Origin of the sequence: Pseudomonas sp. HLG18 (assembly GCF_051903985.1) — a bacterium.
Classification (GTDB): domain Bacteria; phylum Pseudomonadota; class Gammaproteobacteria; order Pseudomonadales; family Pseudomonadaceae; genus Aquipseudomonas; species Aquipseudomonas fluorescens_BT.
Genome location: NZ_CP195831.1, coordinates 482,399 through 502,284, shown reverse-complemented (window position 1 = coordinate 502,284; position 19,886 = coordinate 482,399). Strand labels below are relative to the sequence as shown.

General features: G+C 62.4%; 8 protein-coding genes. 5 read left to right on the top strand and 3 right to left on the bottom strand.

All coding sequences use genetic code 11. The features are described 5' to 3' along the window. Positions 1-32: 32 nt before the first annotated feature. A complete protein-coding gene (locus tag ACSPX5_RS02410) occupies positions 33-10,889 on the bottom strand; it encodes a retention module-containing protein (RefSeq protein ID WP_439820886.1) in 10,857 nt (3,618 codons plus the stop codon). 533 nt (positions 10,890-11,422) lie between these two features. Between ACSPX5_RS02410 and ACSPX5_RS02405 the strand changes: the two genes are divergently transcribed. From ACSPX5_RS02405 to ACSPX5_RS02395, 3 genes are all read left to right on the top strand, one after another. Continuing rightward, positions 11,423-12,781 carry a TolC family outer membrane protein gene (locus ACSPX5_RS02405; protein WP_169429335.1) on the top strand — a complete coding sequence of 453 codons (1,359 nt, stop codon included), beginning with the start codon at positions 11,423-11,425 and terminating at the stop codon, positions 12,779-12,781. Positions 12,782-12,895: 114 nt separating this feature from the next. After that, the gene (locus ACSPX5_RS02400; protein ID WP_169429334.1) at positions 12,896-15,055 is read left to right on the top strand and encodes a type I secretion system permease/ATPase; all 2,160 of its coding nucleotides are present in this window, start codon (positions 12,896-12,898) and stop codon (positions 15,053-15,055) included. Between the two features lie 9 nt (positions 15,056-15,064). Then, positions 15,065-16,426: an HlyD family type I secretion periplasmic adaptor subunit gene (locus tag ACSPX5_RS02395; RefSeq protein ID WP_169429333.1), complete on the top strand. Its 1,362-nt coding sequence runs from the start codon at positions 15,065-15,067 to the stop codon at positions 16,424-16,426. A gap of 120 nt (positions 16,427-16,546) precedes the next feature. Here the strand turns inward: ACSPX5_RS02395 and ACSPX5_RS02390 are convergent, their stop codons facing one another. Together ACSPX5_RS02390 and ACSPX5_RS02385 are read right to left on the bottom strand one after the other, a co-directional pair. Continuing rightward, positions 16,547-17,143 carry a tRNA-uridine aminocarboxypropyltransferase gene (locus ACSPX5_RS02390; protein WP_439820885.1) on the bottom strand — a complete coding sequence of 199 codons (597 nt, stop codon included), beginning with the start codon at positions 17,141-17,143 and terminating at the stop codon, positions 16,547-16,549. A gap of 4 nt (positions 17,144-17,147) precedes the next feature. Continuing rightward, positions 17,148-18,041: a LysR family transcriptional regulator gene (locus tag ACSPX5_RS02385; RefSeq protein ID WP_169429331.1), complete on the bottom strand. Its 894-nt coding sequence runs from the start codon at positions 18,039-18,041 to the stop codon at positions 17,148-17,150. 428 nt (positions 18,042-18,469) lie between these two features. Here ACSPX5_RS02385 and speB point away from each other — a divergent pair, with 428 nt between their 5' ends. Further along, complete coding sequence (gene speB, locus ACSPX5_RS02380) at positions 18,470-19,420, top strand: agmatinase (protein ID WP_439820884.1); 951 nt, start codon at positions 18,470-18,472, stop codon at positions 19,418-19,420. 10 nt (positions 19,421-19,430) lie between these two features. Continuing rightward, a complete protein-coding gene (locus ACSPX5_RS02375) occupies positions 19,431-19,853 on the top strand; it encodes a YybH family protein (protein ID WP_085683062.1) in 423 nt (140 codons plus the stop codon). The last annotated feature ends 33 nt before the right edge of the window (positions 19,854-19,886 follow it).

Here is a 19,886-nt window from a genome sequence, read left to right as displayed (position 1 = left end):
GGACGGCGGGTTTTGTCGTTTCAGCGATTAGCTCACACCGTATCCACCTTCAACGAATGATCATTCAGCATGCCGTTGATGATCGTCGCCGTGTCGTGCCCGCTGGCAATCAAGCCCCCCGCCCCCGGTGTCACGCCATAGTGACTGGCGAGGTTGACGCCGGCCAGGTCGATGGTCTGGTTCGGCGTGGCGCCGGCCATGGCGCTGACGTCGATGCTGGTCATGACCGAGGCGCCGCTGCCGGTAACGGTGAAGTGCAGGTAGTCATCCAGTGACGCCGCGGTGCCGTTTTCACCTTGCAGCAATTGCGACAGGTCGAGCTTGTCGGTGCCCGGGGTGAAGTCGGTGACGGTGTCGTGGCCGCTGTTGCCTTTGAGCCACTGGAAGGTGTCGGCGCCCGGCCCGCCGGTCAGGGTGTTGTTACCCATCCCGCCGATCAGCAGGTCATCGCCCCCGCCGCCATTGAGGATGTCGTTGCCCAGGCCGCCGTTGATCACGTTGTTATTGTTGTCACCGGTGAGGGTGTCGTTGAAGTTCGAGCCGACGAGGTTTTCGACATTGCTGATGGTGTCGATGCCTGCACCGAGGGTGTTCTGCGCACCGAGCAGGCTCAGGTTGACTGTCACACCGGCCGTCGCGTGGGCATAGCTGACCGTGTCGATACCGGTGCCGCCATCGAGGAGGTCGTTGCCCGGGCCACTGTAGAGCAAGTCGTTGCCGGCGCCGCCGTGCAGCTCGTTGTTGCCGGAGCCTGCGGTGAGTACGTCGTTGCCGTCCCCGCCGTTGAGGATGTTGTCGCCGCTGCCCGCCACCAGCACGTCATCGCCGGACGTCCCGGTGAGGGTGTGGCCGTCCTGATAGCTGATGGTCACGTTGGCGGTGTCGCTGCCGCCGTGGTTGTCGTTGGCGGTGTAGGAGCCGTGGAAATCCGGGGTGACGTCGTGAGCCCCGGCGTAGTTGACCGTCATGGTCAGTTGATAGTTTTCCGCAGCATTGGTGTTGCTGCCGCTGGTGTTGGTGATGTTGGTTATGTGGATCTGATACGTGCCATCGGCACCGGCGGTGATGGTGCCGCCGTCGGCGATGCTGACGAACGCCCCGCCGTTCACCGAATACTCCATGGTGATGTGCCCGGCCGCCAGGTTGTGGTCGAGGTTGAGGGTCTCGCCCTGTTTCAGTTTGACGGTGATGAGGTCTTCATCGTTGGCATTGGCGTTGGTCACCGCGCCGAGGTAGCCGCTGACCACCAGCACTGCCGTCATGGCCGCTGTGTTGGCCGCGAAGGCGTTGCGCACATCAGCCAGGTTCTGGTTGGCGGCGGTGTTGCTGGTGCCGGTGAAGCTGATCGCGCCAGTGCCGGTGAAGTCCGCGCCCTTGGCGACCCAGCCGGTGTTGAAGGTGGTTGGCGAGGCGTTGAGGGTATCGCCGTCCGGATCCGTATCGTTGGCCAGCAGCAGCTCGCCCGGCACCACGACATTGCTCGACAGCACGTTGGTGATGATGTGGTCGTCCACCGCCACGGGCGGCGAATTCGGGATCACTTTCACCGTCAGCGTGGAGCTGGCGAGGTCGCCGTCGTTGTCGCTGAGGGTGAAGCCGATGTTCTCGGTGATCACCGTCGTCGTGGTTTTCTGCGAGGTGTAGCTGTAGTCGCCGGTGTCGAGGTTGATCACCAGCGTGCCGCTGTTGTTGGTGGCAATGCTCAGGGTGTTGTTCACCGTGTTGAAGGTGCCGTGGTTGGTGCCACCGCTGGCAGTCAGCGAACCCTGGCCGCTATTGGCTTTCGGGTCATAAGTGTAGGTGGTGCCGTCGACCACGATGGATTTGATGAAACCGCCATCGGCGCCGAATGAACCACTGTCCCCCAGCAACGAGCCAGTGACCGGCGCGCCCTCCACGGTGCCGGAGAGCACCGAGTTCAGTTGATTGAGGTCAGTGACCACCACCGCGTTGGTGTTGGTGTGGCTGATACCGTCGTAGGCGATCGGATCGAGGTTGGCGTTGCTTACACCACTGCCGAGACCGATTGCGTAGTTCTTGATGTTGTTGGCATCAAGGAAAGCTTTGAGCGCGGTCTCGTCGGCGGTGCCGATTTCCTGGCCGGTGGTGGGTTTGCCGTCGGAGAAGAAGTAGCCGACGTTCTGCGCCCCGGTGAGTTTGCCCGAGGTGTTGAACGCGGTCTGCATGGTCGCCACGGCCGCGTCGTAGTTGGTGCCACCACCGGCGCTGAGGCCGGCGAGCAGGGTCTTGGCGGTCGCCACATCGACCCATACCGAAGTGCGGTCGGTGGCGTTGCTGCTGAAGGTGACGAGCTGCACTTTCACATCGCCCAGATCGTCGTACTTGTCGAGCAAGGCGCTGATTGCCTGCTTGGCCAGGTCCAGCCGCGACAGGCCCGGCACGCCGGAGGCGTCGGCCATACTGCCGGAGATGTCGAGCACGATGAGGATGTTGGAGTCGATCTCCACCGCCGCCACCGAGCGATCCGAGGCCACAGCCTTGGGCACGTCGTCGACGATGTTGACCACGATGGTGCTGGTGGTGCTGTTGCCCAACGCATCGGTGGCCTTGTAGGTGAAACTTTCGCTCAGGGTGTTCGGCCCGTCGTTGGCGTTCGGCGTGGTTTTCGGTGCCGAAGTCAGGGTGTAGGTGTACGTGCCGTCGGGATTGAGCAGGATCTGCCCGTAAGTGCCGGTGGCGCTGCCGACCAGGGTGTAGGTGATCGAACCGCTGCCGCCGGTGACCGCACCGACCAGCGTGCCGGTGGCGGTTTCGCCGGTATTGCTCGGATCGCTGCCGATGACCGTGCCGGGGGCCAGGTCTTGCCCGTCCTGGGTCAGGTCGAGGGCTTTTTCGTAGACGGTCACGTCCTGATCGGTCGAGGCCACGAGTTTGCTGTCGGCGACGTTGACGGTGATGGTGGTGGTGCTTTCATCGCCGTCACTGTCGCGGATGGTGTAGGTAAAGGTGTCGGTAGCGCCCGGCGGGCTCACCGAGTTCGGGTTGCTGTGATAGACCGCGTTGCCGGCCGCATCCAGGGTCAGGTAACCGTAGGTGCCATTGATGTTGCTGTTGAGGCCGCCGATGGCTGAGGTCGCGGTGTTGCCGCCGGCGCGCACGCCGACCACGATCGCCGCGCCATCCGCGCCGCTGATGTCATTGCCCAGCACGCTGATGTTGACCGTGCCGCCCTCCGCCACCGAACCGGTGTCGGCCTTGGCGGTTGGCAGGTCGTCAATGATGTTGACGTTGATCTGCCCGGTCGCAGTGCTGCCGTCGGTGTCCGTCGCCACCACGTTGAAGTTCTCGGTGATGCTGTTGGCGCCGTTGGCGTTCGGGTGGGTTTCGTTATCCACCAGGGTGTAGCTGTAACTGACCACGCCGGTAGTCGGGTTGTAACCGGTGATGGTCAGCGTGCTGCCCAGCGGGGTGACGGTCGATTGCGGGAAGCCGGCTGCCACGCCGTTGGTCATCACGGCAATGCCGCCCACGGTCAGGGTTTGCAGGCCGTCGAGCGCGGTGACTGTGAAGGTGCCGCTCTGGGTCAGTGCCGGGGTGTCGGGGCTGGTGCCGTCGCTGAGGTTTTTCTCGTAGACGGTGAGTTCGCCGCCATTCACGTCGAGGCCGTTGAGGACCACTGGATCGTCGTTGTTGTGGATGTTCAGTACCAGGTTGGCGGTGCTGGTGTCGCCGTCGGCATCGGTCAGGGTGTAGGTGAAGGTCTCGGTGCCGTTGCCACCGCCGTGCAGGTTTTTGAAGTCTGCATCGTTGGGGTTCAGCGTGTAGGTGTACGTGCCGTTGGCGTTCAGCACCAGAGTGCCGTAAGTGCCGGTGAAGGTGCCGGGGGTGATCGGGCCGGCATTCGGACCGGTCGCCACCACGTCGGCGCCTTGCACGTCGTTGGTCAGCACGTTGCCGTTTAGGGTCAACTGGGTTTCCGACGCGGTGCTGGCATTGCTGTCGTTGATCGCCTTCGGCACGTCATCGACGATGTTGACCACGATAGTGCTGGTGACGACGTTGCCCAGTGAATCGGTGGCCTGGTAGGTGAAGGTTTCGGTCAGGGTGTTGGCGCCGTCATCGGCATGCGGGGTGGTGCTGGCCGGTGAGGTCAGGGTGTAAGTGTAGGTGCCGTTGGGGTTGAGCACGATCTGCCCGTAGTTGCCGGTGGCGCTGCCGACCAGCGCGTAGCTGATTGCACCGACCGCGCCGGTGACCGAGCCAACCAGCGTGCCCGACGCGGTTTCCCCGGTGCTGGTCGGATCGCTGCCGGTGACTGTACCGGCGGCCAGATCCTGGCCGTCCTTGTTCAGGTCGAGGGCTTTTTCGTACACGGTGACGTCGGTGTCGCTGACCGCGCGCAGCTGGCTGTTGGAAACGTCGATGGTGATGGTGGTGGTACTTTCATCGCCGTCGGAATCGCGCACGGTGTACACGAACACGTCTACCGCGCCGGGGCCGCTCACGGCATTCGGGTTGCTGTGATAGACCGCGTTGCCGTTGGCGTCGAGGGTCAGGTAGCCGTAGGTGCCGTTGATGTTGCTGTTGAGGCCGCCGATGGCCGAGGTCGAGGTGTCGGAACCGGCGCGCACGCCCACTACCGCGCCACCCGCTGCCGGGCCGTCGGCGCCGCCGATGTCGTTGTCCAGCACGTTGCCGCTGACGGTGCCGCCCTCCTGCACCGACGTGGCATCGGGCTTGGCGGTCGGCAGGTCGTCGATGATGTTGACGTTGATCTGCCCGGTGGCGGTGCTGCCATCGGTATCGGTCGCCACCACGTTGAAGTTCTCGGTGATGCTGTTGGCGCCGTTGGCGGTCGGATGGGTTTCGTTATCCACCAGGGTGTAGCTGTAGCTGACCACACCCGTGGCCGGGTCGTATCCGGTGATGGTCAACGTGCTGCCCAGCGGCGTGACCGCCGATTGCGGGAAGCCGGCCGCGACACCGTTGGTGATCACGGCAATGCCGCCCACGGTGAGGGTTTGCAGACCGTCGAGGGCAGTCACAGTGAAGGTGCCGCTCTGGGTCAGTGACGGGGTGTTGGGGCTGGTGCCGTCGCTGAGGTTTTTCTCGTAGACGGTGAGTTCGCCACCGTTTACGTCCAGGCCGTTGAGGTAGACCTGATCGTCGTTGTTGTGGATCTGCAGGACGAGGTTCGCGGTGCTGGTGTCGCCGTCGGCATCGGTGATCGTGTAGGTGAAGGTCTCGGTGCCGTTGCCGCCGCCGTGCAGGGCTTTGAAGTCGGCATCGCTGGTGTTGAGGGTGTAGGTGTAGGTGCCGTTGGCGTTGAGTACCAATGTCCCGTAAGTCCCGGTGAAAGTGCCGGCAGTGATCGGGCCAGTCGGTACACGGTCGGCGCCCTGCACGTCGTTGGTCAGGACGTTGCCGGTCAGCGTGAGGTTGGTTTCCGACGCGGTGCCGGCGTTGCTGTCGTCCACGCCTTTTGGCAAGTCGTCGACGATGTTCACGTCCAGCGAACCGTTGGCGGTGGTGCCGTTGTCATCCACCACGGTGACAGCGAACTGCTCGTTCAGTACGTTGGCGCCGTTAGCAGTCGGGTGAGCTTCGTTGTCGACCAGGGTGTAGCTGTAGCTGACGACGCCGGTTGCAGCGTTGAAGCCGGTGATGGTCAGCGTGCTGCCCAACGGAGTGACGGTTGATTGCGGGAAGCCAGCGGCCACGCCGTTGGTGACCACGGCGATGCCGCCGATGGTCAGGGTAGTGACGCCGTCCAACGCGGTGATGGTGAAGGTGCCACTCTGAGTCAAAGCCGTGGCATCTGGCGCACTACCGGTGCTGAGGTTTTTCTCGAAGACGGTGAGTTCGCCGCCGTTTACGTCCAGGCCGTTGATGATCACTGGATCGTCATTGTTGTGGATCTGCAGGACCAGGTTAGCGGTGCTGGTGTCGCCGTCCGAGTCGGTGATGGTGTAGGTGAAAGTTTCCGTGCCGTTGCCGCCGCCGTGCAGGGCTTTGAAGTCGGCATCGCTGGTATTCAGCGTGTAGGTGTAAGTACCGTTGGCGTTCAGCACCAAGGTGCCGTAAGTCCCGGTGAAAGTGCCGGCGGTAATCGGGCCAGTCGGTACGCGGTCGGCGCCTTGCACGTCGTTGGTCAGGACGTTGCCGGTCAGCGTGAGGTTGGTTTCCGACGCGGTGCCGGCGTTGCTGTCGTCCACGCCTTTTGGCAAGTCGTCGACGATGTTCACGTCCAGCGAACCGTTGGCGGTGGTGCCGTTGTCATCGACCACGGTCACGGCGAACTGCTCATTCAGCACGTTGGCGCCGTTGGCGGTCGGATGGGTTTCGTTATCCACCAGGGTGTAGCTGTAGCTGACGACGCCGGTTGCAGCGTTGAAACCGGTGATGGTCAGCGTGCTGCCCAAAGGCGTGATCACCGATTGCGGGAAGCCAGCGGCCACGCCGTTGGTGACCACGGCGATTCCGCCGATGGTCAACGTGGTGACGCCATCCAGCGCGGTGATGGTGAAGGTGCCGCTTTGGGTCAGGGCTGGAGCATCGGGGCTGCTGCCGTCGCCGAGGTTTTTTTCGTAAACGGTGAGTTCGCCGCCGTTTACGTCCAGGCCGTTGATGATCACTGGATCGTCATTGTTGTGGATCTGCAGGACCAGGTTCGCGGTGCTGGTGTCGCCGTCGGCATCGGTGATGGTGTAGGTGAAGGTCTCGGTGCCGTTGCCACCGCCGTGCAGGGCTTTGAAATCGGCGTCACTGGTGTTCAGCGTGTAGGTGTAAGTCCCGGTGGCGTTCAGCACCAAGGTGCCGTAAGTCCCGGCGAAAGTGCCGGCGGTAATCGGGCCGGCATTTTCTCCGACAGGTACGCGGTCGGCGCCTTGCACATCGTTGGTCAGGACGTTGCCGGTCAGCGTCAGGTTGGTTTCCGACGCGGTGCCGGCGTTGCTGTCGTCCACGCCTTTGGGCAGGTCGTCGACGATGTTCACGTCCAGCGTGGCGTTGGCGGTGGTGCCGTTGTCGTCGACCACGGTCACGGCGAACTGCTCATTCAGCACGTTGGCGCCGTTGGCGTTCGGATGCGCCTCGTTGTCGACCAGGGTGTAGCTGTAGCTGACGACGCCGGTTGCAGCGTTGAAACCGGTGATGGTCAGCGTGCTGCCCAACGGAGTGACGGTTGATTGCGGGAAGCCAGCGGCCACGCCGTTGGTGACCACGGCGATTCCGCCGATGGTCAACGTGGTGACGCCATCCAGCGCGGTGATGGTGAAAGTGCCGCTTTGGGTCAGGGCTGGCGCATCGGGGCTGCTGCCGTCGCCGAGGTTTTTTTCGTAGACGGTGAGTTCACCGCCCTCGACGTTCAACCCGTTGATGACCACCGGGTCGTCGTTGTTGTGGATTTGCAGCACGAGGTTCGCGGTGCTGGTGTCGCCGTCGGCATCGGTGATGGTGTAGGTGAAGGTCTCGGTGCCGTTGCCGCCGCCGTGCAGGGCTTTGAAGTCGGCATCGCTGGTATTCAGCGTGTAGGTGTAAGTACCGTTGGCGTTCAGCACCAAGGTGCCGTAAGCCCCGGTGAAAGTGCCGGCGGTAATCGGGCCAGTCGGTACGCGGTCGGCGCCCTGCACGTCGTTGGTCAGGACGTTGCCGGTCAGCGTGAGGTTGGTTTCCGAGGCGGTGTCGGCGTTGCTGTCATCCACGCCTTTGGGCAGGTCGTCGACGATGTTCACGTCCAGCGTGGCGTTGGCGGTGGTGCCGTTGTCATCGACCACGGTCACGGCGAACTGCTCATTCAGCACGTTGGCGCCGTTGGCGTTCGGATGCGCCTCGTTGTCGACCAGGGTGTAGCTATAGCTGACGACGCCGGTCGTGGCATTGAAGCCGGTGATGGTCAGCGTGCTGCCCAAAGGCGTGGTCACCGATTGCGGGAAGCCTGCGGCGACACCGTTGGTGACGACGGCGATACCACCGATGGTCAGGGTAGTGACACCGTCCAACGCAGTGATGGTGAACGTGCCACTCTGAGTCAAAGCCGTGGCATCTGGCGCACTACCGGTGCTGAGGTTTTTCTCGAAGACGGTGAGTTCGCCGCCGTTTACGTCCAGGCCGTTGATGATCACTGGATCGTCATTGTTGTGGATCTGCAGGACCAGGTTCGCAGTGCTGGTGTCACCGTCGGCATCGGTGATGGTGTAGGTGAAAGTTTCCGTGCCGTTGCCACCGCCGTGCAGGGCTTTGAAATCGGCGTCACTGGTATTGAGGGTGTAGGTGTAGGTGCCGTTGGCGTTGAGTACCAATGTGCCGTAAGTCCCGGTGAAAGTACCGGCGGTGATAGGGCCGGCGCTAGGGCCGGTCGGTACACGGTCGGCGCCTTGCACGTCGTTGGTCAGGACGTTGCCAGTCAGCGTGAGGTTGGTTTCCGAGGCGGTGCCGGCGTTGCTGTCGTCCACGCCTTTGGGCAGGTCGTCGACGATATTTACGTCCAGCGTGGCGTTGGCGGTGGTGCCGTTGTCATCCACCACGGTGACAGCGAACTGCTCATTCAGTACGTTGGCGCCGTTGGCAGTCGGGTGCGCTTCGTTGTCGACCAGGGTGTAGCTGTAACTGACGACGCCGGTCGTGGCATTGAACCCGGTGATGGTCAGCGTACTGCCCAGCGGAGTCGTGACCGATTGCGGGAAGCCTGCGGCGACACCGTTGGTGACCACGGCGATTCCACCAATGGTCAGCGTGGTGACGCCGTCCAACGCGGTGATGGTGAAGGTGCCGCTTTGGGTCAGTGCTGGAGCATCGGGGCTGCTGCCGTCGCCGAGGTTTTTTTCGTAGACGGTGAGTTCACCGCCCTCGACGTTCAACCCGTTGATGACCACCGGGTCGTCGTTGTTGTGGATCTGCAGGACCAGGTTCGCGGTGCTGGTGTCGCCATCGGCATCGGTGATGGTGTAGGTGAAGGTCTCGGTGCCATTGCCACCACCGTGCAGGGCTTTGAAGTCGGCGTCACTGGTGTTGAGGGTGTAGGTGTAGGTGCCGTTGGCATTCAGCACCAAGGTGCCGTAAGTCCCGGTGAAAGTGCCGGCAGTGATCGGGCCAGTCGGTACACGGTCAGCGCCTTGCACATCGTTGGTCAGGACGTTGCCGGTCAGCGTGAGGTTGGTTTCCGAGGCGGTGCCGGCGTTGCTGTCATCCACGCCTTTTGGCAAGTCGTCGACGATGTTCACGTCCAGCGAACCGTTGGCGGTGGTGCCATTGTCATCCACCACGGTGACAGCGAACTGCTCATTCAGTACGTTGGCGCCGTTGGCAGTCGGGTGCGCTTCGTTGTCGACCAGGGTGTAGCTGTAACTGACGACGCCGGTCGTGGCATTGAACCCGGTGATGGTCAGCGTACTGCCCAGCGGAGTCGTGACCGATTGCGGGAAGCCAGCGGCCACGCCGTTGGTGACCACGGCGATTCCGCCGACAGTCAGCGTGGTAACGCCATCCAAAGCAGTGATGGTAAACGTGCCGCTCTGGGTCAGCGCAGTGGCATCTGGCGCACTGCCGGTACTGAGGTTTTTCTCGAATACCGTCAGCTCGCTACCTTCGACGTTCAACCCGTTGATGATCACCGGATCGTCGTTGTTGTGAATCTGCAGCACGAGGTTCGCGGTGCTGGTATCACCATCGGAGTCATGCAGGGTGTAGGTGAAGGTTTCGGTGCCATTGCCGCCACCATGCAACGCCTTGAAATCCGCGTCGCTGGTGTTCAGCGTGTAGGTGTAGGTGCCGTTGGCATTCAGCACCAGCGTGCCATAGGTCCCGGTGAACGTACCGGCGACCACCGGGCCGCTGTTGGGGCCGGCAGGAATGCGGTCGGCGCCTTGCACGTCGTTGGTCAGGACGCTGCCGGTCAGGGTCAGCAGGGTTTCCGAAGCCGTGCTCGCATTGCTGTCATCGACGGCTTTGGGCACGTCATCGGTGATGTTGACGTCCAGCGAGCCGGTCGCCGTGTCGCCGTTGCTGTCGCCCGCAATCACCGTGAAATGTTCGCTGAGGCTGTTGGCACCGTCGCCCGCAGGATGGGTGTCGTTTCCGTTGAGGGTGTAGCTGTAGCTGACCGTGCCGTTCGCCGGGTTGTAACCGGTGATGGTCAGGGTGTTGCCCAGCTGCGTGGTGATCGATTGCGGGAAACCGACCGGCACGCCGCCGACGATTACGTTGATACCACCGATGCTCAGGCTGGAAAGCCCGTCCGGCGCCGAAATGCTGAAGCTGCCGGCCTGGGTCAGCGCGCCGGGATTGGCGGCGGAGCCATCCGGCAGATTGGCTTCGTTGAGCGTCAGTTCGCCCCCGAGCACATCAAGGCCTGTGAGGGTCACAAGGTTGTTGACCGGTGGCGGGATGACCGGCGCCGGCGTGTTGTCGCCGTTGTCGATGACCGCGTTGTGGCGTTCTTCCGGAAACTCGGGAATGCCACCGAAACCGGCCGTGGGGAAACCGATGACCGGATCGACCCGGCCACCCACTTCGGTCAGCAGCACAAAACTGTGGCCGCCACCCTTGCCGCCATTGGTATCACCAGGGGCATCGGGGCCTGCGGCGGTGGCTTCAGCGGATTTGGTCGGGTCCTCACCGGCGGCAATGGCTTTCTGGATCTGGGCCACGTCGGTGAGTTGGGCATCGCTCGGGGTCAGCGCTTCCGGGGCATCCACATGGGGTGCGTGGTTGGCCAGCAATTGTCCGGTCAGGGTCAGGCTGCTGTCCCGGCCCAGGGTCAGTTCCTGGCCGTTTTGCAGATGGACGGCAATCGCGCCCTCCGCCCCGGTGATCAATTGATCCCCGGCAAACAGCCGATCGCCTTCCACCAATGGGCGCCGACTTCCGTCTGCCGATTGAGCGAAAACCTGACCAATGACTTTGGTGACGATCCCGATGAGCGTTGCCATGTGCATTTCCTCCGCTGCCGACCACCGTCGGCACTGGTTCGCGAAGCAGCCCATGGCTCAAGCGGGTTGTCGGGGCGACGCTCGCACCTCGACAGTTCGTTTCGCAGGTTGTGCACATTCAGAAACTCCAGCGCCCTCAGGCACTTGGAATCCCTGATCGATGCAGCACGCCCACTAGCGCTACGTAACGGTGGTGAATCACCCGAGTGACAAAAAACTGTCACTCATTGACCGCTACGCGTCCCTCCCCTTTAGCAGTACTTCGCCCGTATGTCGCAAAGTGAATGGAACTTTCCTCAAGCCTTCATGCACTCCCTAAAGCGCATAAAACAAAGGCTTTCGAATGGAACAATGTGCCGGATTCGGCGAAGCGCATAAGTTTTTTTTGGCATAAGCCATATGAAAAATTTTTCTTAGCTACGCTTCAAGATGTTCTTAGCTCTGTTGTAACAGCGATGAGACGCTAAACACTAAAAATATCGTCAATAAATTGGCGACAGCGAAATACCATCAGGACTCAGGGAGATGCACCCATGCGCGTTCTAACCCCCCTCTGCAGTGCGGTTTTGCTGGCCATGGCTTGCACATCCCAAGCTCAGGCCATGAACCTCACCGAAGCCATTCAGAGCACCATCGCGACCCACCCGGAACTGGCGTCGCGGGTTGACGCCAAACTGTCGGCCGACGAACAGGTAAAAGTCGCCAAGGGTGGCTTCTATCCGTCGGTGGATCTGAACGCTGCTTATGGGCGCGGCTACAGCGACAACACCAACACCCGGGCCCTCGGTAACCACCACACCGCAATCCTCAACTACACCCAGTCCGAGCTGCGTCTGCGGCAGATGCTGTTCGACGGTTTCAACACCGCCAACGAAGTCGAGCGCACCAAGGGCGTGTCCAATTCGCGCGCGTATTACGCGCAAGGTACCGCCCAGGACCTGGCCCTGCGTACCATCGAGGTTTACCTCGAAGTGCTCAAGCGCCGCGAACTGGTAACCCTGGCCAGGAACAATCTGCAGGCGCACCTGCGGGTCAATGACCAGATCGGCCTGCGCACCCAGCGCGGCATCGGCAGCACTGCCGACTCCGACCAGTCGGTGGCCCGTAAGGCGTTGGCGCAGAACAACCTCGACACCGCCGAGGTCGATCTGGCGGACGCCGAATCGAATTTCTACGCCGTGGTCGGGCGCATGCCCGATGAACTGGAAGCACCGGCCTCGACCCGTGGTGAATTGCCCGCCAGCCTGCCCGAAGCCCAGCAGAGCATGGTCGAGAACAACCCGTATCTGAAATCCGCCCAGGCCGACGTGCAATCGGCCGAGAGCCAGTACGAAGTCGCCAAGTCGCCGTTCTACCCGCGTTTCGATGCCGAAGCGGCGGTCGGCGCCAACAACAACGTGCAGGGTGACGAGGGCCACGACAACGAATGGCGGGTCGGCGTGGTGATGAATTACAACCTGTTCCGCGGGGGCAGCGACAAGGCACGCCTGGCCTCCGATGCGCACCAGATCAACCAGGCCATGGACATCCGCAACAACGCCCTGCGCCAGCTCAACGAAAACATTCACCTGGCCTGGAACGCCATGGTCAACGCCAAGAAACAGACCCCGACCGCCCGCGAATACGCCGAGACCACCAAGCGCGTGCGCGCGGCCTATCAGGATCAGTTCGGCCTCGGCCAACGCACCCTGCTTGACCTGCTCGACAGTGAAAACGAGCTGTACAACGCCAACCGCCGCTACACCGAAATCCGCTACACCGAGGAGTTTTCGATGTACCGCGTACTGGCGAACATGGGTCAGTTGCTGAGCAAACAACGGGTGGTACTGCCCGCCGATGCGATTGCCGCTACCGAGGTGAAGAACGAAGCACGTCTGCCCGAGCTGAAATAAGCCCCGTGCAGGCGCTGCCGAAGGCCGCAATCTGATCGTTCCCACGCTCCGCGTGGGAACGATCAACACAGGGTTGATGTGGATAGCCGAGCCAGTTCAACGGGAGCGATCAATATGACCAGCATGGAACCCGGAACATCCGGGATCGATCCGCGGCTGAGCTTCGATGACCCGTTACTCGACGGTCTGTTGATCCTCTGCAAACTCCATGGCGCGACGGTCAGTCGCGCCAGCCTGAGTGCCGGGCTGCCCCTGGACAAACAACGCCTGAGCCTGGACCTGCTGCCCCGCGCCGCCGCCCGGGCCGGGTTGCAGGCGCGCTTGCTGCGCCGGGAACTCAAAGACATTTCACCGCTGAACCTGCCGGTGCTGTTGCTGCTGGGCAACGGGCGCACGGCGGTGCTGCGGCGTTTTGCCGATGATGGCAAGGCGCTGATCCTGCCCAGTGAGGCCGACGGCGGCGAGCAGTGGGTCAGCCGCGAAGAACTCGCTGAACACTATACGGGGCAGGCCCTGTTCGCCCGGCCACGGCATGAACTGGAAGACCTGCGTTCACCGCTGGTGCCACGGGTGCAGGCGTGGTTTCGCGATACCCTGAAGCTGTCGAAATGGCTGTACAGCGACGCGATCCTCGCCAGTTTCCTGATCAACCTGCTGGGCCTGATGGTGCCGCTGTTCGTGATGCAGACCTACGACCGGGTGGTGCCGAACCAGGCCACGTCAACCCTGTGGGTGCTGGCCATCGGGCTGCTGATCGGCACCGGGTTCGAACTGGTGCTGCGGGTGGTGCGCGCGCACCTGCTGGACACCGCCGGCAAGAAAACCGACGTGATCCTTTCCGCGACTTTATTCGAGCGCATCACCGGTATGGCGATGAAGGCCCGGCCGGCGACCATCGGCGGATTTGCCCAGAGCATTCACGATTTTCAGGGGCTGCGGGAATTTCTCACCGCCGTCACCCTGACCAGCCTGATCGACCTGCCCTTCGTGGTGTTGATGCTGGTGGTGATCGGCCTGCTCGGTGGCTGGCTGGTGGTGATTCCGCTGCTGGCGTTTCCGATCACGATCGTGTTCGCGATGATCATTCAGGTTCGCCTGCGCGACACCGTACAAAAAAGCCTGAGCCTCGGCGCCGAGCGTCAGGCGTTGCTGATCGAAACCCTCGGCGGCCTGGAAACCCTCAAGGCCTGCAGCGCCGAAAGCGAGCGCCAGCACAAATGGGAGAGCACCCACGGCGCCCTCACCCGCCTCGACAGCCACGCCCGTAATCTCTCGGCGCTGGCCACCAACGGCACGTTGTTCATCCAGCAGTTCTCGGGGATGGCGACCATCGTCGCCGGGGTCTACAGCATCATCGCCGGCAACCTCAGCGTCGGTGCGCTGGTCGCCAGTTACATGCTCGGCAGCCGCGTGCTCGCGCCACTGGGCCAGATCGCCGGGCTGATCACCCGCTACCAGCAAGCGCAACTGACCATGAAAAGCACCGACGCGCTGATGGCCCTGCCCCAGGAGCGTGACGGCAAACAGCAGCCGCTGGAGCGCACGCAATTGCAAGGTGCGCTGGACGCCAATGCGGTGACTTTTCATTACAACGGCCAGAATGCACCGGCCCTGAGCAACGTTAGTTTCAGCGTCAAACCCGGCGAGCGGATCGGCATCATTGGTCGCAGCGGCTCGGGCAAAAGCACGTTGGCGCGGCTGGTGATGGGGTTCTACGAACCGGAAGAAGGCCAACTGCTGCTCGACGGCCTCGACCTGCGGCAACTGGATGTCGCCGACCTGCGCCAGCAGATCGGTTATGTCGCCCACGACCTGCCGCTGCTGGCCGGCAGCCTGCGCGACAACCTGACCCTCGGCGCCCGCTATATCAGCGATTCGCGCATGCTTGAAGTGGCCGAACTGACCGGCGTCACCGAGCTTGCCCGGCAGCATCCGCAAGGCTTCGACCGACCGGTGGGCGAGCGCGGGCAATTGCTCTCCGGCGGTCAGCGCCAGGCCGTTCTGCTGGCCCGGGCGCTATTGCTCGACCCGCCGATCATGCTGCTCGACGAACCCACCAGCGCCATGGACAACAGCAGCGAAGACGTCCTGCGCCAGAAGCTGCACGGCTGGGTGCAGGGCAAAACCTTGCTGCTGGTCACCCACCGCACCTCGATGCTGAGCCTGGTGGACCGGTTGCTGGTGCTGGACAACGGCCGGATCGTCGCCGACGGTCCGAAAGAAGCAGTCATCGATGCACTGCGCAAGGGCCGGGTCGGCTCGGCGGCGGTCTAGGAGTTGCCCATGTCTGCTTCCTCCTCTTCAAAACAGCGCGGTTATTTCGACAGTTTCGGCAAAAGCGCCGAGGCTGAATTCATGCCGGAAACCGCCGGCGCCTCATTGCAGGATTCGCCGCGCTGGTCGCGCATTACCGTGTGGCTGGCCGCGGCGCTGCTGATCAGTGCGCTGGTCTGGGCCAAGTTCGCCGTGCTCCAGGAAGTGACCATGGGCGAAGGCAAGGCGATTCCGTCGAGCAAGGTTCAGGTGATCCAGAACCTCGAGGGTGGGATCGTCACCGAGATCTTCGTGCGTGAAGGGCAGATGGTCAGCAAGGGCGACACCTTGCTGCGGCTGGATGACACGCGGTTTCTGTCGAACAAGGGAGAGAGCGAGGCCGATCGTTATGCCCTGACCGCGCAGGTCGAACGCTTGTCCGCCGAAGCCGAGGGCCGGCCGTTCAAGCTCTCTGACGAGGTGATTGCCAAGGCTCCGCAAGTGGCCGAGGACGAGCGCTCGCTGTACGAGCAGCGGCAACGGCGGCTGGCCAGCGAGCAACGCACCCTCAGCGAACAACTGCGGCAGAAGGCGCAGGAGCTGGCCGAGTTTCGGTCGAAACAGGGGCAATACAGTTCGAGCCTGGCGCTGCTGCAACAGGAAATGAACATGTCGGAACCGCTGGTGAAAACCGGTGCGGTTTCGCCCGTGGAGATCCTCCGTCTACGTCGTAGCGCAGTGGAAATTCGGGGCTCGTTGAATGCCACGACGCTCGCCATTCCCCGGGCCGAATCGGCGATCAACGAGATCAAAAGCAAGATCGACGAATCGGAGCAGACCTTCCGTTCCGAGGCGGCCAAGGAGCTCAACGAGAAACGCACCGACCTGTCGAAAATCACCGCCTCGAGCATCGCCATCGACGACCGTGTCAGCCGCACCACCGTGACCTCGCCGGTGCGTGGGGTGATCAAGCAGATGAAGGTCAACACCATCGGCGGCGTGGTCCAGCCTGGCAGCGACATGGTGGAAATCGTGCCGCTGGAAGACAACCTGCTGATCGAAGCCAAAGTCCGGCCGCAGGACGTGGCGTTCCTGCATCCGGGCCAGAAAGCCATGGTCAAGTTCAGCGCCTACGACTACACGATCTACGGCGGGCTGAGTGCCAAACTTGAACTGATCGGTGCCGACACCATCACCGACGACAAGGGCAACAGCTTCTACCTGATCCAGGTGCGCACCGACAAAAACCACCTGGGCGGGGATGTGAAACCGCTGCTGATCATTCCGGGGATGGTGGCGACGGTGGACATCATTACCGGGGAGAAAAGCGTGCTGGACTACCTGCTCAAACCGGTGTTGAAGGCGCGGACCGAGGCGATGCGCGAGCGCTAGTGATGATCCGGAATTTGGGGTGAATCATCTGGCCTCTTCGCGGGCAAGCCCGCTCCCACATTTGAAATGCGCTCCCTGTGGGAGCGGGCTTGCTCGCGAAGAGGCCAGCTCAGACAACGACTATCTGTCGCCATGATTACGCTGAAAAACCTCTTCCCCCATCGCTGCAATCTGCCCCTCGATCAACGCCTCGAACGGCTTGAGCAGCGGTTCGAAAGAGGCCGGCGCTTCCAAGGTCTGCAACGCCTGCACAATCGCCTCAATCGTCGACAACGCCCCCGGCCCCGGTGCCTTGCGCAACCGATACCGGGAAACCCCGCCCTGCGCCAGCGTCACCCGGGGCAACGCCGCCAGCAGCGGATTCAGATGCAACATCTTGCGCGCCTTGCGCCACGTGCCATCGGGCACCACCAGCAGTAACGGCTCATCCGATGCGGTGTAAGCCTGCATCGGCTGTGCATCGTCCGCCGGAAACAGCAACCGCGCCCGATAGCCTGGCCGACTCAACAGCGCGGGCAGATCCTCGAACACTTCGCCGACGATCAGTTCGGCATTTTTCAAACCGAGCGCCGCCAGTCGTGCCGTGTTGAGCGCGTGATTGACCTCGCTCGGGTGCTGCAACAGCAACACCCGGGTGCGGCTGTCGAGGCTCGGGATCAGCGGGCACAGGCAATGGGTTTGTGGGCGCAGGCAGCGCGGGCATTGGGGTCTGGACATGTTCTTATGCCTGATTGAGCTGCGCTTTGAGCAGGTCGCGGAAGGTCTGGATCAGCGGCTCGCGGCTGCGCCCACGGCGCATGATCATCGAAAACGGCGCCTGATAACCGAAGGTCGCCGGCAGCAAAACCCGCAAATCGCCCTTGTCGGCCCAGGCCTGGGCGTAGTGCTCCGGCAGGTAACCGATGTAGGCGCCGGACAGCACCAGAATCAGCTGCGCCTCCATACTTTCCACAGTGGCGGCGCTGTGTTTGAAACCGTGGCGCGCCAGTTCCGCCTGGCTCCAGTAGCCACGACCGACCATGCGTTGCTGGGTAATGACCTGCTCGGGAATCCGCCGTTCGTTGAACAACGGGTGACGGTTGCTGCAATACAGCCAGTGCTGCTCGCGGTACAGCGGCATGTACACCAGACCGCTCATGCGTGTGGAAAACGCGCCGATGGCCAGATCGAGGCGGTTGTCCTGCACGCCGAGTTGCAGTTCATACGGGCTCATCACCGACAGATGCAAATGCACCGCCGGGTGTTCCTGACTGTAGGCGCCAATGGCTTCGGCGAATGGCAAGGCCTTGTCGCTGACCGTCGAGTCGATCACCCCGAGGTTGAGCGTGCCGCGCAATTCGCCCTTGAGCGCGGCGGCGTATTGCTCGAAACCTTCGAGTTCGGCCAGCAGGCGCAGGGTTTCCTGATGGAACAGCTCGCCCTTGCTGGTCAGGCTGAAACCGCCGCGCCCGCGATGACACAGCACCAGACCCAACGCGGTTTCGAGCTGACTCATGTAGGTGCTGATCGCCGAGGTCGACAGGTTGAGTTCCTGCTGCGCGTTGGCAAACCCCTGATGACGCACGACGCTGACGAAGATGCGCAACAGTTTCAGGTCGGGTAAAGCGTTGGCCATATCTACTCCGGGGCTGGGAACTGTGTCGTCTGTTGGAACCACCCCTCACCCCAGCCCTCTCCCCAAGGGGGAGAGGGGGAAAGGGAGCCGATCTCCATGGCCTTCAAATTCTGCGTCTGTCCCAGATTCTATTAAATTCAACTCGATATTTCAGGTCGATGAAGCTCCTGAGAACAACTCTATCGGCTCCCTCTCCCTCCGGGAGAGGGCTGGGGTGAGGGCGGCGATGTTCAGCCGATCACAAACCCCAAGGCGCACAAAGTCTATCTCTACCCACATCATTAGTTTAGAAAATTCTGAACTAAGTATTTGCCCGTAGCGATTCTTCCGCCTCACTACATTTCGCAGAATCGGCCCACAGCGGTGCCCGTGACCTTGCGAATGCGGTGCGCCGACATAAATAAAACAAAGACGATGAGGCCCTACCCGTGGACAAGATTCTTCACCAACCACTGGGCGGCAACGAAATGCCGCGCTTCGGCGGCATCGCCACCATGCTCCGACTCCCCCATGTACCGACCGCTGCCGGCCTGGACGCTGCCTTCGTTGGCGTGCCACTGGACATCGGTACTTCGCTGCGCCCCGGCACCCGCTTCGGGCCGCGCGACATCCGCACCGAATCGGTGATGATCCGCCCGTACAACATGGCCACCGGCGCTGCGCCGTTCGACTCGCTGTCGGTTGCCGACATCGGTGACGTGGCGATCAACACCTTCAACCTGCTCGACGCCGTGCGCATCATCGAAGAAGCCTACGACAACATCCTCGAGCACAACGTCATCCCGATGACCCTGGGTGGCGACCACACCATCACCCTGCCGATCCTGCGTGCCATCCACAAAAAGCACGGCAAGGTCGGTCTGGTGCACATCGACGCCCACGCTGACGTCAACGATCACATGTTCGGCGAGAAGATCGCCCACGGCACGACCTTCCGTCGCGCCGTCGAAGAAGGTCTTCTGGACTGCGACCGCGTGGTGCAGATCGGTCTGCGTGCGCAGGGTTACACCGCTGACGACTTCAACTGGAGCCGCGATCAGGGCTTCCGCGTTGTTCAAGCCGAAGAGTGCTGGCACAAGTCGCTGGCACCGCTGATGGCCGAAGTGTGCGAGAAAGTCGGTGGCGGCCCGGTGTACCTGAGCTTTGACATCGACGGCATCGACCCGGCCTGGGCGCCAGGCACCGGCACCCCGGAAATCGGTGGTCTGACGACCATTCAGGCGATTGAAATCGTTCGCGGCTGCCAAGGCCTCGACCTGATCGGCTGCGATCTGGTAGAAGTCTCGCCCGCTTATGACACCACCGGCAACACCTCGCTGCTGGCCGCCAACCTGCTGTACGAAATGCTCTGCGTACTGCCGGGTGTGGTCCACCGCTGAGGGTCGGGTCATGAACGAACGTGATCAGGTTCTGAAAGCGGCCGCCGATCTGGTGTCCGCCTTCGCCCGCAACGATCGCGAAGCCTACTTCGGCGCGTTCAGCGCCGATGCCAGCTTCGTGTTCTACACCCTCGAACAGCCCCTGCTGTCGCGCGATGCCTATCAGGCGTTGTGGGACAGCTGGCGCGCCGAGGATGGCTTCGAGGTGCTGTCCTGCACCTCGAGCAACGCCTTCGTCAGCCTGCAGGGTGACGTGGCGATTTTCATCCATGACGTGGCCACCGAGCTGCGCATGCAAGGGGAGCAACACTTCAGCCAGGAGCGCGAGACGATTGTTTTCAGGAAACAAGCGTCGAGCCTAGAACAACAAGGCCATTGGCTGGCCTGCCACGAACATTTGTCCGCAATGCCGGAAGGGCTGCCACCCCCTTAGCCAAACAGGTGACGCCTCACGCACGATGAGCGC

Bases quoted from the DNA above. Each gene is read 5' to 3' on its own strand.
- ACSPX5_RS02385 (WP_169429331.1), bottom strand. From the start codon at position 18,041: ATGGCCAACGCTTTACCCGACCTGAAACTGTTGCGCATCTTCGTCAGC.
- ACSPX5_RS02400 (WP_169429334.1), top strand. From the start codon at position 12,896: ATGACCAGCATGGAACCCGGAACATCCGGGATCGATCCGCGGCTGAGC.
- ACSPX5_RS02390 (WP_439820885.1), bottom strand. From the start codon at position 17,143: ATGTCCAGACCCCAATGCCCGCGCTGCCTGCGCCCACAAACCCATTGC.
- ACSPX5_RS02395 (WP_169429333.1), top strand. From the start codon at position 15,065: ATGTCTGCTTCCTCCTCTTCAAAACAGCGCGGTTATTTCGACAGTTTC.
- ACSPX5_RS02375 (WP_085683062.1), top strand. From the start codon at position 19,431: ATGAACGAACGTGATCAGGTTCTGAAAGCGGCCGCCGATCTGGTGTCC.
- ACSPX5_RS02410 (WP_439820886.1), bottom strand. From the start codon at position 10,889: ATGGCAACGCTCATCGGGATCGTCACCAAAGTCATTGGTCAGGTTTTC.
- ACSPX5_RS02405 (WP_169429335.1), top strand. From the start codon at position 11,423: ATGCGCGTTCTAACCCCCCTCTGCAGTGCGGTTTTGCTGGCCATGGCT.